Origin of the sequence: Streptomyces sp. ISL-94 (genome assembly GCF_018614075.1) — a bacterium.
Classification (GTDB): Bacteria; Actinomycetota; Actinomycetes; order Streptomycetales; family Streptomycetaceae; genus Streptomyces.
In genome coordinates, this window is the sequence record NZ_JAGGOZ010000002.1 from 116,066 (window position 1) to 130,040 (window position 13,975).

Genomic DNA, 13,975 nt, shown 5'->3' on the forward strand with positions numbered 1-13,975 from the left:
CCCCACCCCGTGTGAGCAGGCCCTAGACTCCCGCGTGAAAAGAACCGTCGACACTGACCGAGGAGCGAGGAACGGACGTGCCTGAACCAACGGTATCGACCGTAACCGTGCTCGCCGCGGACTACTTCCGGAGTTATTCGGTCGTCGGCCTGCTGGCCGCCCTCGGTGTGCTCTTCGTGGCCGTGGCCTTCGGCGCCGGCCGCCTGCTGCGGCCCGTGGTCCCGACCCGCGAGAAGCTCCTGACGTACGAATGCGGCGTGGACCCGGTCGGCGAGGGCTGGGCGCACACCCAGGTCCGCTACTACGTCTACGCGTTCCTCTACGTCATCTTCGCCGTCGACTCGATCTTCCTCTTCCCGTGGGCGACGGTGTTCGCCGCCGCCGGTTACGGCGCCACGACCCTGGTGGAGATGTTCATCTTCCTGGGCTTCCTGGCCGTCGGCCTGCTCTATGCGTACAAGAAGGGCGTCCTCGAATGGACGTGACACCTCAGCCGGAGCTGCTCCCGGAGCCCAAGCGCCTGGGAGTCCTCTCCCGCCTGGCCCCGGAACCGATGAAGGTGGTCCTGAACTGGGGCCGCCGGTACAGCCTGTGGGTCTTCAACTTCGGACTCGCCTGCTGCGCGATCGAGTTCATCGCCGCGTCGATGGCCCGGCACGACTTCATCCGCCTGGGCGTCATCCCCTTCGCACCCGGGCCGCGCCAGGCCGACCTGATGATCGTCTCGGGCACGGTCACGGACAAGATGGCCCCCGCCGTGAAGCGGCTCTACGAGCAGATGCCGGAGCCGAAGTACGTCATCTCCTTCGGCGCCTGCTCCAACTGCGGCGGCCCGTACTGGGACTCGTACTCGGTGACCAAGGGCGTCGACCAGATCATCCCCGTCGACGTCTACGTGCCCGGCTGCCCGCCGCGTCCCGAAGCGCTGCTTCAGGGCATCCTCAAGCTCCAGGAGAAGATCGCCCGCGAGTCGCTGGCGGACCGCTACGCGTCGGGTCCCTCGGTGGCCCAGCTGACGAGCGGCCTGGTCACACCCCCCGGGGCCGGCGCATGAACCTCTACGACTCCCTCCCCGACGCGGCGGCCACGGTCTTCGGCGAGGAGGCCGTGGGCTCGTCCTCGTACGACCTCCTGACCGTGGACGTGCCCGTCGGCTCGTGGATCTCCTCCCTGGAGATCGCCCGGGACAAGCTGGGCTGCACGTACTTCGACTGGCTGAGCGCGGTCGACGAGCCGGGCACCGGCTTCCGGATCTGCGCGCACGTCGTCTCGTTGGAGAACCACCGCGTACGCCGCCTCCTGCTGCGCACGACCGTCCCGCACTCCGCCCCCTCGCTCCCCTCGGCGGTCGCCGTGTACGCGGGCGCGGAGTGGCACGAACGCGAGACGTTCGAGATGTTCGGCGTGACCTTCACGGACCACCCGCACCTCGTCCACCTCCTCCTCCCGGAGAACTTCGAGGGCCACCCGCTGCGCAAGGACTTCGTCCTGGCCGCGCGCGTCGCCAAGGCCTGGCCCGGTGCCAAGGAGCCGGGCGAGGCCCACGACCCGGACGCGCCGAAGCGCCGCCAGATGCTCCCGCCGGGCGTCCCGGACCCCAACGACTGGGGCCCGATGAAGGGCCAGCTCCCGCCGGCCCCCGCCCGCCCGGCCCGCACCCCGCGCGCCGCCGGCGCGGCGGGCGCCGCCGCCCGCACCCCGCGCGAGGGCGCCCCGGCCCGCCGCACTCGCTCGGTGGCGGACGGCTCGGCCACCCAGCCCGCCCCGGACGCGACGGGGGAGACCGCGCCCGCCCCGGACTCCGAGGCCCCGGCCCGCCCGCCGCGCCGTACCCGCTCGGTGGCGGACGGCTCGGCAAGCCAGGCCCCCGCCCCGGACGCGACGGGGGAGACCGCGCCCGCCCCGGACTCCGAGGCCCCGGCCCGCCCGCCGCGCCGCACCCGCTCGGTGGCGGACGGCTCGGCAAGCCAGGCCCCCGCCCCGGACGCCGAGCCGGGCGGTGACGAGGCGGCCGCTCCGCCTCGCCGCCCCGCCCCCCGCAGCGCGGACGCGCCCTGGCACGACCCGAAGCCCGCCTTCGACTCCCCGGCACCCGCGCCGGAGACGGAGGCGGAGGCGGAGCGACCGGACCCTCAGACAGGCCCCAAGACCGACCACCCCACCCCTGACAACGGAGGCGACGCGTGAACGATGTCCTCGACGTCGCCCTGCGGCTGATCGTCGTCTTCGCCGTCTTCCTCGTGCTCCCGCTCGTCGTCGGGCAGACCGAGCACAAGGTGATGGCCCACATGCAGGGCCGCCTCGGCCCCATGTACGCCGGCGGCTTCCACGGCTGGGCGCAGCTCGTCGCCGACGGCGTGAAGTTCGCGCAGAAGGAAGACATCGTCCCGGCCAACGCCGACCGCCGGATCTTCCAGCTCGCCCCCGCCGTCGCCCTGCTCCCGTACCTCCTCGTCCTCCTCGCCATCCCGATCGGCCCGGGCGAGGGCGCGGTCGGCCAGGTCATCGACGCCGGGCTGTTCTTCGTGCTCGCCGTCATGGGCGTCGGAGTCCTCGGCTCCCTCATGGCCGGCTGGGCCTCCGCGAACAAGTTCTCCCTGCTCGGCGGCCTGCGCACGGCCGCCCAGCTGCTCGCCTACGAGCTCCCCATGCTGCTCGCCGCCGCCTCCGTGGCCATGGCGGCCGGGACGGTCTCCCTCCCCGGCATCGTCGAGTCCTTCCAGTGGTGGTGGCTGCCCTGGCAGATCGTCGGCGCGCTCGTCTTCTTCACCGCCGGCCTCGCCGAACTCCAGCGGCCCCCCTTCGACATGCCCGTCGCCGACTCCGAGATCATCTTCGGCGCGTACACCGAGTACACCGGCCTGCGCTTCGCGCTGTTCCTGCTCGCCGAGTACGCCGGCATCGTCGTCCTCTGCGCCCTCACCACCGTCCTCTTCCTCGGCGGCTGGCAGGGCCCCTTCGGCGCCGACGGCTTCGGCTGGGTCTGGACCCTCCTCAAGACCGCGATCCTCGCCTTCGTCGTGATCTGGCTCCGCGTGAGCTACCCGCGGCTGCGCGAGGACCAGCTCCAGAAGCTCGCCTGGACCACACTCATCCCGCTCGCGCTCGCCCAGATCGCGCTCACCGGCATCGTGAAGGTGGCGATCAACTGATGCCCATCCCCGGATCCGGCCTCGCCAAGGGCCTGGCCGTGACGCTGCGCACGATGACGAAGCGCTCGCACACCGCCCAGTACCCCGAGGTCCAGCCCTCCCTCCCGCCCCGCTCCCGCGGGGTCATCGGCCTGTTCGAGGAGAACTGCACGGTCTGCATGCTGTGCGCCCGTGAGTGCCCCGACTGGTGCATCTACATCGACTCCCACAAGGAGACGGTCCCGGCGACCACTCCCGGTGGCCGCGAGCGCAGCCGCAACGTCCTCGACCGCTTCGCCATCGACTTCTCCCTCTGCATGTACTGCGGTATCTGCATCGAGGTGTGCCCCTTCGACGCCCTCTTCTGGTCGCCGGAGTTCGAGTACGCGGAGACCGACATCCACGAGCTGACCCACGAGCGGGACAAGCTCCGGGAGTGGATGTGGACCGTCCCGGCCCCGCCCGCCCTGGACCCGGCCGCCGAGGAGCCCAAGGAAATCGCCGCCGCCCGCAAGGCAGTGGAAAAGGCCGAAGCCGCCGCCCTCGCCGCAGCCGCCGCAGCCGCCGGGCCCGAGGCCGCAGCCGCGCGTGGGACCGAATCGCCGACCACCCCGGAGGGAGACGCGTGACCCCCGCAGCCACCACCCTGGCCGCCGCGGCCACGGGCAACGGGTTCCTCTCCCCGACCGGCGTCGAGATCGCCTTCGTCCTCGTCGGCCTCGCCACCCTCGGCGCGGCCCTCGTCACGGTCAGCACCAAGCAGCTCGTGCACGCCGCCCTCTGGCTGGTCGTCGCGCTCGGCGGCATCGCCGTCGAGTACCTGCTGCTGACCGCGGAGTTCATCGCCTGGGTCCAGGTCCTGATCTACCTCGGCTCCGTGGTCGTCCTCCTCCTCTTCGGGCTGATGCTCACCAAGGCGCCCATCGGCCGCTCCCCGGACGCCGACTCCGGCAACCGCTGGGTCGCGGCCGGGGTCGCCGGCATCGCGGCCGTCGCGCTCGTCTGGGTCGTCGTCGACGCCTTCCGCACGACCTGGATCGACCTCGACGGCCCGGTCCAGGGCTCCACGAAGGTCTCCGGCGAGATCCTCTTCCAGCACTGGGTGCTGCCCTTCGAGGCGCTCTCCGTCCTCCTCCTCGCGGCCCTGATCGGGGCCATCGTGCTGTCCCGCAGGAACGACCCCGCCGAAGACGCCGCCGTCGGCGAGAAGAAGGGTCAGCGCTGATGCACCTCGCCTACCCCGCCGTGCTCGCGGCGCTGCTCTTCTGCACGGGCCTGTACGGAGTACTCGCCCGCCGCAACGCCATCCTGGTCCTGATGTCCGTCGAGCTGATGCTCAACGCCGTCAACCTCAACCTGGTGGCCTTCGACGTCTGGCTGCGCGACACCCTGCACGCCGGCCAGGCCCTCACCCTCTTCACCATCGCCATCGCCGCCGCCGAGATCGGCATCGGCCTCGCGATCGTGCTGATGGTGTACCGGAACCGCGGCACCTCGGACGTCGACCGCCTGCGTGACACCGCCGAGGGCCACGAGCCCGAACAGAACCCCAGCAACAGCAACAGCAACAGCACCAGCACCAGCAACAGCACCGGCACCGCCCGGCCGGAGGTCGCCGCGTGAGCACCACGACCCTCGCCGTCCTCGTCCCCCTCCTCCCCTTCCTGGGCGCGGTCGCGGGACTTCTCTTCGGCCGCAGCGCCCCCGGATTCGTCCGGCCGCTCGCCATCCTGCCGACGCTGGGCGCCGCCGTACTGGCCGTGCTCGTCGCCGTCCGCCACGGCGGCGGCAAGGCGATCGACACCGCGACCGAGCTGACCCCGACCGGCTCCGTTCCGATCGAGCTCTCGCTCCACCTGGACGGCTTCGCCGTGCTGGTCGCCGTCCTGGTCGGTGTCGTCGCCACCTGCGTACAGCTCTACTCGACGGCGTACCTCCGCGAGGACCCGCGCTACCCGTCGTATGCCGCTCTGGTCTCACTGTTCACCTCCGCCATGCTGCTCGTCGTCTACTCCGGCGACCTGATGGTGCTGCTGGTCGGCTGGGAGGTCATGGGCATCTGCTCGTACTTCCTGGTCGGCCACTACTGGGAGACCGAGGCGGCCCGCTCCGCCTCCCTGAAGGCCTTCCTCGTCACCAAGCTCGGTGACGTCCCCTTCCTGATCGGCCTGTTCGCCCTCGCCGCCGACGCCGGCTCCTTCCGGATCACCAAGATCCTGGGAACCGTCGCCGCGGGCGGGCTCGACCACCCGACGCTGATCGCGCTCCTCCTGCTCGCCGGAGTCGCGGGCAAGTCCGCGCAGTTCCCGCTGCACACCTGGCTCCCGGACGCCATGGCGGGCCCGACCCCGGTCTCCGCACTGATCCACGCCGCGACGATGGTCGCCGCCGGTGTCTACTTCATCGCCCGCCTCCTCCCCGTCTTCGCGGCCTCCCGCGCCGCACTGGTGGTCATGGCCGTCATGGCGGCCGTCACGATGCTCGGCTCCGCCCTCGCCGCCCTGGCCCAGGACGACATCAAGCGCGTGCTGGCCTACTCGACGGTCGGCCAGCTCGGCTACATGACCGGCGCCCTGGCCGTCGGCGACCGCGGCGCCGCCGTCTTCCACCTCCTGTCCCACGGCGCCTTCAAGGCGCTGCTGTTCCTCGGCGCGGGCGTCATCATCCACGCCGCCGGCACGAACTCCCTGGCCGCCATGTCCCGTACGGACGGCCTGGCCAAGCGCATCCCCGACGCCTTCTGGACGATGACGATCGCGCTCCTCGCGCTCGCCGCCATCCCGCCCTTCGCCGGCTTCTTCTCCAAGGAAGCCGTCCTCGTCGCCGCCGAGCACACCGCCACCGGCCACTCGGAGTTCGCGCCCAGCACCGCAGGCTGGATCGTCCTGGTCGCGGGCGTGCTCACCGCCCTGCTCACCGCCGCCTATGCCACCCGGCTGTGGCTGATGGCCTTCCGCGGCACGGGCGCCCCCGCCCCCGACCACGGCAGGGAACCCGTCGCCATGACCGGCGTGCTGTGGCTGCTGGCGATCCCGTCCATCGGCTTCGGCCTCGCGGCGGGCCCACTCGCCGACTGGTTCGACGGCGGGCAGCTCACCCCGACCCTGACCACCTCCATCCTCGGCACCGGAGCCGCGGCCATCGGCGCCATGCTCACCTACGCCCTCTGGCAGCGCGCCACGGTCCGCGCGGCAGCCGTCGCGGCCGCCACCGCGCCTGGCAACGGCCTCGCGGCAGCCGCCGCCGTCGCCGCCACGGTCGCCGAATCCGAGGCCGAGACCCCCGAGGTCGCAGAGGTCACCCACGACCACCCCGCCGTCCCGGCCGGCCCCGCCGCCGACCCCGGCAAGGCGATCCTCGGCCCCCTGCACCGCCACGCGGCCGACGGCTTCCACCTCGACGCCGTCTACGACCGGCTCTTCGTCCGGCCCGTCCGCGCAGCCGCGAGCCTGGTCCGCTTCCTCGACCGCGAGGTCGTGGACACGTACGTCCGCGGCGCGGGCACCGGCCCCCGGCTGCTCGGCAGCCTCGTACGCCGGGCCCAGACCGGCAACGTGCAGAGCTACCTGAGCGCCCTGCTCGCCGGCGCCGTGGTCCTGGCGATCGCCACCGCCGTCCTCGCCAACGTCAACGCCGGATCGTGAGCCGTGAGTCAGCCGTGATTGATATCAGCCCGTCCGTGATGCAGTTCCTTCTGGCGTTCATCGTGGTCGCGCCGCTCCTCGGCGCGGCCGCGGCACTCCTGCCGCCCCCGCCCGGGCTCAAGGGCCGCAGCCCCGAACAGGCCGTGCTCCGCCACGGCGTGACCGTCACCGGTGTCATCCTCGCCGCGGCGGTCGCCCTCACCCTGGGCTTCGACCACGACGCCCCGTCCCGCTTCCAGGCGACGACGGACATCAGCTGGATCCAGGCGCTGAACGTCCGGATCCACCTCGGCATTGACGGCATCTCGCTCCCCCTCCTCCTGATGACCGCGCTGCTGTTCTTCCTCTGCGCGCTCTACAGCTACTTCAAGCTCCCCGCAGGCCCCTCCCCGAAGGCCTTCGTCGCGCTGCTGCTCGTCCTCGAATCCGGCACCCTGGCGACCTTCGCCGTCCTCGACCTGCTGCTCTTCTTCCTCGCCTTCGAGATGGTCCTCATCCCGATGTACTTCCTCATCGCCCGCTGGGGCGGTGCTCAGCGGCAGGCCGCCGCCTGGAAGTTCATCCTCTACACCCTCCTCGGCTCCGTGGTCATGCTGCTCGGTCTGCTGCTCATCGGACTGAACAGCGGCACTTTCGACATGGTGGCACTCGCCTCTGACAACGGGCGCGGACTGACCCACACCACCCAGCTCCTGGCCGTCCTCGCCATTGGTATCGGCCTCGCCGTGAAGACCCCGATGTGGCCGCTGCACAGCTGGCTGCCGGACGCCCACACCGCCGCGCCCACCGTCGGATCCGTCCTGCTGGCCGGCGTCCTGCTCAAGATGGGCACGTACGGGTTCGTCCGCATCCTGCTCCCCGTCACCCCCGACGGCATGGCCACCTTCGCCCCCTACCTGGGTGCCCTCGCCGCCATCGGCATCGTCTACGGATCCCTCGCCTGCCTCTCCCTGGCCCGCAAGGGGAACAAGGGCGACCTCAAGCGCCTGATCGCGTACTCCTCCGTCGGCCACATGGGCTTCGTGCTCCTCGGCATCGCGTCCATGACCCCCACCGGAGTCAACGGCGCGCTCTTCGCCAACATCGCCCACGGCCTGATCACCGGCCTCCTCTTCTTCCTGGTCGGCGCCCTCAAGGACCGCTACGGCACCGCCGACCTCGACACCCTCGCCGGAGCCACCGGCGCCGCCCTCTACGGCCGCGCCCCCCGCCTCGGCGTGTTCCTCGCCTTCGCCGCCGTCGCCTCCCTCGGCCTCCCCGGCCTGGCCGGCTTCTGGGGCGAGATGCTGGCCCTCTTCGGCGCCTTCGACCCGGCCGAGGGCCTCTCCCGCCCCGCCTTCCTCACGTACATGGCGATGGGAGCGTTCGGCACCCTGCTCACCGCCGCCTACCTGCTGATCGTCGTACGGCGCGTCTGCATGGGCGACCCGAAGGCACAGAGCGCCGCGCCGGCGGCCCTCGCCGACATCCAGCGCTACGAGTTCGCCGCCTGGACCCCGCTCGTCGCCCTCACCGTCCTCGCCGGCCTGTGGCCCGCGGTCCTCCTCGGCCTCACCGATCCGGCCGTCCAGAAGCTCCTCGCAGGAGGCAACGCATGACGGCGCCCACGGCCCTGACGGTCCTCTCCGCCGATACCCCGAGCCTGGTCCAGTCCGTCGACTGGCTCGCCATCGCGCCCGTGGTCCTCACCGCCACCGTCGGCCTGGTCGTCCTCCTCGCCGACCTCTTCGTACCCGAGCGCTCCAAGCCCGTCCTCGGCTGGCTCTCCGTGGCCGGCCTGGCCGCCGCGACCGCCCTCCTCCTGCCGCTGCGCGCCGGCGACCGGGCCACCTTCTGCCTCACCGGCGACCCGGCCGCCTGCAGTTACACCGCCGACCACTTCGCGCTCGTCGTCCAGTTCCTCGTACTGGGCGGCGCCCTGGTCACCGCCCTGCTGTCGGTCACCGCCGTCCGCGACACCCGCATGCCCGCCGGCGAGTACTGGTTCCTGCTGCTCTCCTCCGCCGCCGGCGCGGCCCTGCTGCCCGCCGCCCGCGACCTCGCCACCCTGATCGTCGCCCTCGAAGTCGCCTCGCTGCCCGCCTTCGCCCTCGTCGGCATGCGCCGCGGCGACCGGCTCTCCTCCGAGGCCGCCCTCAAGTTCTTCCTCTCCTCCGTCACCGCCACCGCCGTGTCGCTGATGGGCGTCAGCTTCGTCTACGCCGCCACCGGCTCCCTGCACCTCAGCCAGGTCGCCGTCCGCCTCGAGGACGTCCCCGGGCAGCTCGACACCCTCGCCATGGCGGGCGTCGCGCTCACCCTCGTCGGTTTCGCCTTCAAGACCGCGGCCGTCCCCTTCCACTTCTGGGTCCCCGACACCTACGTCGGCGCCCCCCTGCCCATCGCCGGCTACCTCTCGGTGATCGGCAAGGCCGTCGGCTTCACCGGCCTCATCCTCGTTACGGTGATCGCCTTCCCGGCGTACTCCGAGATCTGGGGTCCGGCCCTCGCCGTCCTGGCCGCGCTCACCATGACCTTCGGCAACGCCGCCGCGCTGCGCCAGTCCGCCGACCGCCCGAACAGCGCCGTGCGGCTGCTCGCCTGGTCCTCGGTCGGCCAGGCCGGCTACCTGCTGGTCCCGATCGCCGCGGCCGCGTACGCCGACCGCGACCAGATCGGCGCCACCGTCGCCTACGCCCTCATGTACGCCGCCGTGAACCTGGGCGCCTTCGCCGTGGCCGCGCTGGTCGCCCGTACGAAGCCGCTGCACCGGATCAGCGACTACCGGGGCCTGTACGCCGAGCGCCCGCTCGCCGCCCTCTCGCTGGCCTTCTTCCTGCTCTGCCTGGCAGGCCTGCCCCCGGGCATCATCGGCCTCTTCGCCAAGGTCGCCGTCTTCCGCTCCGCGGTCGACGCGGGCCTGGGCTGGCTCGCCGTGGTCATGGCGGTCAATGTCGTCATCGCCCTCTACTACTACCTGCGGTGGACGGCGCTGCTCTTCCGTGCGCCGGACGGTTCGGCGGAGGGCGTGGCGGACGGCGTTGCCGAGACCCGTACGCAGACCACGGCCCCCTGGCCGGTCACGGCGGCGATCGTGCTCACCGCGGTCACGGCGGTCGTCCTCTCCGGCGCTCCGCAGCTGGTCCTGCGCTTCGCGACGGGCAGCCTCTTCCCGCAGTAGCCCGTAGGCCGCCGCCAACCCGTACGGAGTAACGCCCGCGGTGCTGCCGCCGCCCCGGCCACCGGGTCGGCGGCCCCGGCACGCCCTGGGAACCAGACGCCGTCACCTCGCGTTGACCAGGAAGGGAGGGTCCACTGGACCGTAGACCCTCACGTCCATGACGGGCTCCCCTGCCGCACCACCTGGAGGGCGTACCGTGCACCGCCGGCACAACGGGTTCAAGACCGCCGTACTCCTCGGCGGGCTGTCCGCACTCATCATCGTCATCGGCAGCTTCTTCGGCCGGGGCGGCCTGATCGTGGCCGTCCTCGTCGCCCTGGGGACGAATGCGTACGCGTACTGGAACAGCGACAAGCTGGCTCTACGCGCGATGCGCGCCCGCCCCGTCAGCGAGTTCGAGGCCCCCGCGCTCTACCGCATGGTGCGCGAGCTCTCCACGTCAGCGCGCCAGCCCATGCCGCGGCTCTACATCTCGCCCACCGAGGCCCCCAACGCCTTCGCCACCGGCCGCAACCCGCGCAACGCCGCAGTCTGCTGCACCGAGGGCATCCTGCGCATCCTCGACGAGCGGGAACTGCGCGGCGTCATCGGCCACGAGCTCAGCCATGTCTACAACCGCGACATCCTCATCTCGTCGGTCGCCGGCGCCCTCGCCTCGGTGATCATGTTCCTGGTGAACTTCGCCTGGCTCATCCCGGTCGGCCGCTCGAACGACGACGAGGGCCCGGGCCTCTTCGGCATGCTGCTGATCATGATCCTCGGCCCGCTGGCCGCCTCCGTGATCCAGCTGGCCATCAGCCGCTCGCGCGAGTACGAGGCCGACGCCTCCGGCGCCCAACTGACAGGAGACCCGCTCGCCCTGGCCAGCGCCCTGCGCAAGCTCGACGCGGGCACCAAGCAGCTCCCGCTGCCCCCGGAGCCCCGACTGGAGACGGCGAGCCACATGATGATCGCCAACCCCTTCCGCCCGGGCGAGGGATTGTCCAAGATGTTCTCGACGCACCCCCCCATGGCCGAGCGCATCGCCCGGCTCGAACAGATGGCAGGCCGCCGGCAGTGAAGACCATCCTCAACCTCATCTGGCTCGTCCTCAGCGGCATCTGGCTGTTCCTCGGCTACTGCCTCGCGGGTCTGATCCTCTGCATCACCATCATCGGCATCCCCTTCGGCGTCGCCGCCTTCCGCATCGCGGTCTACGCCCTCTGGCCCTTCGGCTACACCACGGTCGAGCGGCGCGACGCGGGCGCGGGATCCGCCGTAGGCAACGTCCTGTGGCTGCTCCTGGCGGGCTGGTGGCTGGCCCTGGGCCACATCTTCACCGGCATCGCCCTCTGCGTCACGATCATCGGCATCCCGTTCGGCATCGCCAACTTCAAGATGGTCCCGCTCTCCCTGCTCCCCCTGGGCCGCGAAATCATCCCGACGGACGCCCCGTTCGCCTCTCGGTGACGAGTCGCGCCGGCTTCGCCCTGCGGGAGAGCTGCCGCGACCTCGTCGAGGCCGCTCCCGGCGCCGGAGTCGCCACCCCGCCCGGTACGGCGGCCGCTGCCTCGGCATCAGGGCGCTGACCGCCCGCCCTGCGGCCTTCGCCGAAGCCCTCGCCGTCCTGCGTGAACGGGGTGTCGACGTCGTCCTCGACTGAGTTGTCCACAGGCCGGGCGGGTTGTCAGTGGCGTGCGTCACCATGAACGCATGAACGAGACCGAGCAGTTGCTGGAGCAAGTCGCAGACCGCGTGCGCAACTCCCCGTGCGGGCAGGAAAGGCCCCTGCCCGCGCCGCTGGGCACCGGGGAGATCGCCCGGGCCGAGGGCATACTCGGCTTCGCCCTGCCGCCTCTGCTCGCCGCGCTGTACACCCGTGTCGCGGACGGCGGATTCGGCCCCGAGTGCGGGCTGCTGCCGCTGGGTCAGGCCGTAGGGACCTACGAGGCCCACCGGGTCTCCGGATGGCGCTGGCCGGAGGGCGTGCTGCCGATAGCCGACTTCGGCTGCGCCATGTACGCCTGCGCCGACTGCCCCTCCGAAAACGCCCAAGTGCTGCTGTTCGACCCGAATCCCGGGGAGCCGGACCTCGCCTGGTCCATCGACGCCCCGAGCCTGGCCGGCTGGCTCCGCGGCTGGCTGGACGGCACCGCCTGGTTCTGTGACGAGTCAGGCCTGGGGGAGGAGCTCGACCTGGAGCTCACTCCCTGGGCGGAGTTCAGATCCCGGATCTGAGCCGCCCGCGCACCCCGTAGGCCAGCGCGCCCACTGCCAGCACCACGGCCCCCGCGACCGCCGACGCGAGGGGCAGCGTGCAGGCCAGCACCACACAGCCGGCCAGCCCGACCGCTGCCACGGCCCGCCCCTTGACACCTGAATCGAGAGTCCACGCAGAAGCGTTCGCGATCGCGTAGTAGGCCAGCACGCCGAAGGAGGAGAAACCGATCGCGCCCTGCAGATCGGCGGTGGCCGCGAGCACCGCCACGACCGCACCCACTGCCAGCTCGGCATGGTGCGGCACCTGATGCCGGGGATGTACGGCGGCCAGCGTGCGCGGGAGATGGCCGTCCCGGGCCATCGCCAAGGTGGTCCGCGAGACGCCGAGCACGAGGGCCAGCAGCGAACCCAGTGCGGCCAGGGCCGCACCCACCCGGACGACCGGGGCCAGCCCGGGCCATCCGGCCGCCCGCACCACATCGGCCAGCGGAGCCGTCGACTCCGCCAGCCCGTCGGCACCGAGCACCGACAGAGTCGCCACCGCCACGGCGGCGTACACCAGCAGTGCGATTCCCAGCGCGAGCGGCACCGCCCTCGGGATCGTCCGCTCCGGGTCGCGCACCTCCTCGCCCAGGGTGGTGATCCGGGCATAGCCCGCGAAGGCGAAGAACAGCAGGCCCGCGCCCTGCAACACCCCGAAGGCGCTCCAGTCCGAGCCGGTGAGCCGCCCCGCCCGGGCCGCGTCGGACGACAGGGAGACGACCACCACCAGGGCCAGCACCGCCAGTACCGCCGCCACGATCAGCCGCGCGATCCGGGCGGACTTCTGCACGCCGCCGTAGCTCGCGGCGGTCAGCGCCACCACCGCCGCGACGGCCACGGCATGCCGCTGCTCGGGCCAGACGTACGCGCCGACGGTCAGGGCCATCGCCGCGCAGGAGGCCGTCTTGCCGATCACGAAGCCCCAGCCGGCCAGATAACCCCAGAAGGGCCCGAGCCGCTCGCGCCCGTAGACGTACGTGCCGCCGGAGGACGGGTACCGGGCGGCGAGCCGCGCCGACGAGTGCGCGTTGCAGTAGGCGACGACAGCCGCCAGCGCCAGGGCCGCGAGCAGCGCGCCGCCCGCCGCGCGAGCCGCCGGGGCCAGGGCGGCGAAGATGCCGGCGCCGACCATCGCGCCCAGTCCGACGACGACGGCGTCGGGAACACCCAGAGTTCGCTTCAGTTCGGATTCCACGCGCGGAGGGTAGCCGCCCTGGCCTGCCGCCCTGGCTAACGCCTTCCTTGCCGGGGAGCGGCATCCTGGTGCGCTCCCACCGTTCCTAGTCAGTGAGCAGGAGTGGGTCTTGGACCCATTCCTGGTCGCTGCGGGCATCCCGAACGGTTTTGGATGTCCTGGTCTCCCGCGTTCGCTCCGCGTCCGGCGACACGCATCGTGTGCGTGGTCCGGGGACGCGGGGGCGGGGTTCCTCACGCCCAAGGGTGCCCGGTCGGGCCTGGACGGTCCGATGCCCGCGACGATCACTCCGGTCGTCGTGGGGCGGTGCCGTCCGTCGCCGGATCGGGTGCCCTTGGGCGCGCCTGCCGATCGCGATGCTCGCCGCATCGTGACGGGTGGTGGTGCGAGTGGTGCTGGTAAGGGGCTTCTGCCAGTGCTGGGCGCCCCACCTGCTGGTGTAGGCCGGGTCGACGGCGATGATCGTGATGCCGGTCTGGTCGGCCATGGAGGTCAGGCGGGCACGCAGCTTCCCGGTGGGCATGCCGGAGATCAACTGGCGGAAGCGGCGCCTGCGGCCGTGCTTCTCGCGGGTCTTCTCCGCACCGAAGTCCAGGTCCTCGAC

Annotated in this window: 15 protein-coding genes and 1 pseudogene; 14 read left to right on the plus strand and 2 right to left on the minus strand. The window is 72.0% G+C overall.

The genetic code is table 11. From position 1 onward, the window contains the following. The first annotated feature begins 77 nt into the window (after positions 1–77). The 14 genes from J7E94_RS00610 to J7E94_RS00670 all read left to right on the plus strand — a co-directional run bounded on the left by J7E94_RS00610 (position 78) and on the right by J7E94_RS00670 (position 12,152). The gene (locus J7E94_RS00610; RefSeq protein ID WP_215011233.1) at positions 78–485 is read left to right on the plus strand and encodes an NADH-quinone oxidoreductase subunit A; all 408 of its coding nucleotides are present in this window, start codon (positions 78–80) and stop codon (positions 483–485) included. Further along, positions 476–1,054 carry an NADH-quinone oxidoreductase subunit B gene (locus J7E94_RS00615; protein WP_215011235.1) on the plus strand — a complete coding sequence of 193 codons (579 nt, stop codon included), beginning with the start codon at positions 476–478 and terminating at the stop codon, positions 1,052–1,054. The genes J7E94_RS00610 and J7E94_RS00615 overlap by 10 nt, the downstream gene beginning before the upstream one ends. Continuing rightward, positions 1,051–2,187 (plus strand): NADH-quinone oxidoreductase subunit C, encoded by a 1,137-nt coding sequence (locus J7E94_RS00620; RefSeq protein WP_215011237.1) that lies wholly within the window; start codon positions 1,051–1,053, stop codon positions 2,185–2,187. The genes J7E94_RS00615 and J7E94_RS00620 overlap by 4 nt, the downstream gene beginning before the upstream one ends. Continuing rightward, positions 2,184–3,152, plus strand: a complete 969-nt coding sequence (locus tag J7E94_RS00625) for a complex I subunit 1 family protein (RefSeq protein ID WP_215011239.1) — start codon at positions 2,184–2,186, stop codon at positions 3,150–3,152. Before J7E94_RS00620 ends, J7E94_RS00625 begins: the two co-directional genes overlap by 4 nt. Then, on the plus strand, positions 3,149–3,760 hold the full coding sequence (locus J7E94_RS00630; RefSeq protein ID WP_215011281.1) for an NADH-quinone oxidoreductase subunit I: 612 nt from the start codon (positions 3,149–3,151) through the stop codon (positions 3,758–3,760). Before J7E94_RS00625 ends, J7E94_RS00630 begins: the two co-directional genes overlap by 4 nt. After that, positions 3,757–4,356 (plus strand): NADH-quinone oxidoreductase subunit J, encoded by a 600-nt coding sequence (locus J7E94_RS00635; protein ID WP_215011241.1) that lies wholly within the window; start codon positions 3,757–3,759, stop codon positions 4,354–4,356. The genes J7E94_RS00630 and J7E94_RS00635 overlap by 4 nt, the downstream gene beginning before the upstream one ends. Next, complete coding sequence (gene nuoK, locus J7E94_RS00640) at positions 4,356–4,754, plus strand: NADH-quinone oxidoreductase subunit NuoK (RefSeq protein ID WP_215011244.1); 399 nt, start codon at positions 4,356–4,358, stop codon at positions 4,752–4,754. The genes J7E94_RS00635 and nuoK overlap by 1 nt, the downstream gene beginning before the upstream one ends. Continuing rightward, positions 4,751–6,775, plus strand: a complete 2,025-nt coding sequence (locus J7E94_RS00645) for an NADH-quinone oxidoreductase subunit L (RefSeq protein ID WP_215011246.1) — start codon at positions 4,751–4,753, stop codon at positions 6,773–6,775. Before nuoK ends, J7E94_RS00645 begins: the two co-directional genes overlap by 4 nt. Positions 6,776–6,813: 38 nt before the next feature. Continuing rightward, a complete protein-coding gene (locus tag J7E94_RS00650) occupies positions 6,814–8,373 on the plus strand; it encodes a NuoM family protein (protein ID WP_215011283.1) in 1,560 nt (519 codons plus the stop codon). Beyond that, positions 8,370–9,935, plus strand: coding sequence for an NADH-quinone oxidoreductase subunit N (locus J7E94_RS00655; RefSeq protein ID WP_215011248.1), 1,566 nt, complete (start codon positions 8,370–8,372; stop codon positions 9,933–9,935). The genes J7E94_RS00650 and J7E94_RS00655 overlap by 4 nt, the downstream gene beginning before the upstream one ends. 196 nt (positions 9,936–10,131) lie before the next feature. Further along, positions 10,132–10,995, plus strand: a complete 864-nt coding sequence (htpX, locus tag J7E94_RS00660; protein ID WP_215011285.1) for a zinc metalloprotease HtpX — start codon at positions 10,132–10,134, stop codon at positions 10,993–10,995. Continuing rightward, on the plus strand, positions 10,992–11,384 hold the full coding sequence (locus J7E94_RS00665) for a YccF domain-containing protein (protein WP_215011250.1): 393 nt from the start codon (positions 10,992–10,994) through the stop codon (positions 11,382–11,384). Before htpX ends, J7E94_RS00665 begins: the two co-directional genes overlap by 4 nt. Then, positions 11,381–11,503: a hypothetical protein gene (locus J7E94_RS35260; protein WP_285440684.1), complete on the plus strand. Its 123-nt coding sequence runs from the start codon at positions 11,381–11,383 to the stop codon at positions 11,501–11,503. Before J7E94_RS00665 ends, J7E94_RS35260 begins: the two co-directional genes overlap by 4 nt. A 124-nt stretch (positions 11,504–11,627) precedes the next feature. Beyond that, positions 11,628–12,152 (plus strand): SMI1/KNR4 family protein, encoded by a 525-nt coding sequence (locus tag J7E94_RS00670; protein WP_215011252.1) that lies wholly within the window; start codon positions 11,628–11,630, stop codon positions 12,150–12,152. On the opposite strand, the gene J7E94_RS00675 is transcribed toward J7E94_RS00670, so the two are convergent. Further along, positions 12,136–13,371: an APC family permease gene (locus tag J7E94_RS00675; RefSeq protein WP_308344318.1), complete on the minus strand. Its 1,236-nt coding sequence runs from the start codon at positions 13,369–13,371 to the stop codon at positions 12,136–12,138. The genes J7E94_RS00670 and J7E94_RS00675 overlap by 17 nt on opposite strands. A gap of 85 nt (positions 13,372–13,456) precedes the next feature. Further along, positions 13,457–13,975, minus strand: a pseudogene (locus J7E94_RS34040) (IS200/IS605 family accessory protein TnpB-related protein); the annotation flags it as partial.

What these genes read in the sequence shown, in the direction of transcription:
- J7E94_RS00615 (WP_215011235.1), top strand. Translation starts at nt 476, where the DNA reads ATGGACGTGACACCTCAGCCGGAGCTGCTCCCGGAGCCCAAGCGCCTG.
- J7E94_RS00620 (WP_215011237.1), top strand. Translation starts at nt 1,051, where the DNA reads ATGAACCTCTACGACTCCCTCCCCGACGCGGCGGCCACGGTCTTCGGC.
- nuoK (WP_215011244.1), top strand. Translation starts at nt 4,356, where the DNA reads ATGCACCTCGCCTACCCCGCCGTGCTCGCGGCGCTGCTCTTCTGCACG.
- J7E94_RS00650 (WP_215011283.1), top strand. Translation starts at nt 6,814, where the DNA reads ATGCAGTTCCTTCTGGCGTTCATCGTGGTCGCGCCGCTCCTCGGCGCG.
- J7E94_RS00655 (WP_215011248.1), top strand. Translation starts at nt 8,370, where the DNA reads ATGACGGCGCCCACGGCCCTGACGGTCCTCTCCGCCGATACCCCGAGC.
- J7E94_RS00670 (WP_215011252.1), top strand. Translation starts at nt 11,628, where the DNA reads ATGAACGAGACCGAGCAGTTGCTGGAGCAAGTCGCAGACCGCGTGCGC.